We start from the raw sequence: 267 nt of genomic DNA, 5'->3' as shown, positions 1-267 counted from the left end.
ACGGTCAACCGGGTCCGGAAAGTTAGCCGCTTCGTCCTGCATATGGTTAACGGTACGGTCAACTTCTTCACGCAATTGGTTGCGCCAGGCTCCGAGAATTTTGCGGAAGTGCTCTAGCTGCGCTTCACCCATATATTCTTCGCCGGCTTTTTCCTGATACGGGTCAACCCCAGCAATAGCCAGGATGCCTAACGATTTTTTAACCTTGCTCTCTGGCATATAGCATCTCCTAACATATACCGAATAACCGTCACTGGTTAATTTTGG

At 49.1% G+C, this 267-nt stretch carries 1 protein-coding gene; it reads right to left on the bottom strand.

Features of this window, described 5'->3' with window-relative positions; all coding sequences use genetic code 11:
- On the bottom strand, positions 1–219 hold a 219-nt coding region (locus tag ACYP03_RS26415), incomplete at its 3' end, for a TraR/DksA C4-type zinc finger protein (protein WP_459782726.1).
- Between the last annotated feature and the right edge of the window lie 48 nt (positions 220–267).

The sequence above is a fragment of the Photobacterium sp. R1 genome (genome assembly GCF_054600795.1).
This window is presented reverse-complemented; position numbering and strand designations above follow the sequence as displayed.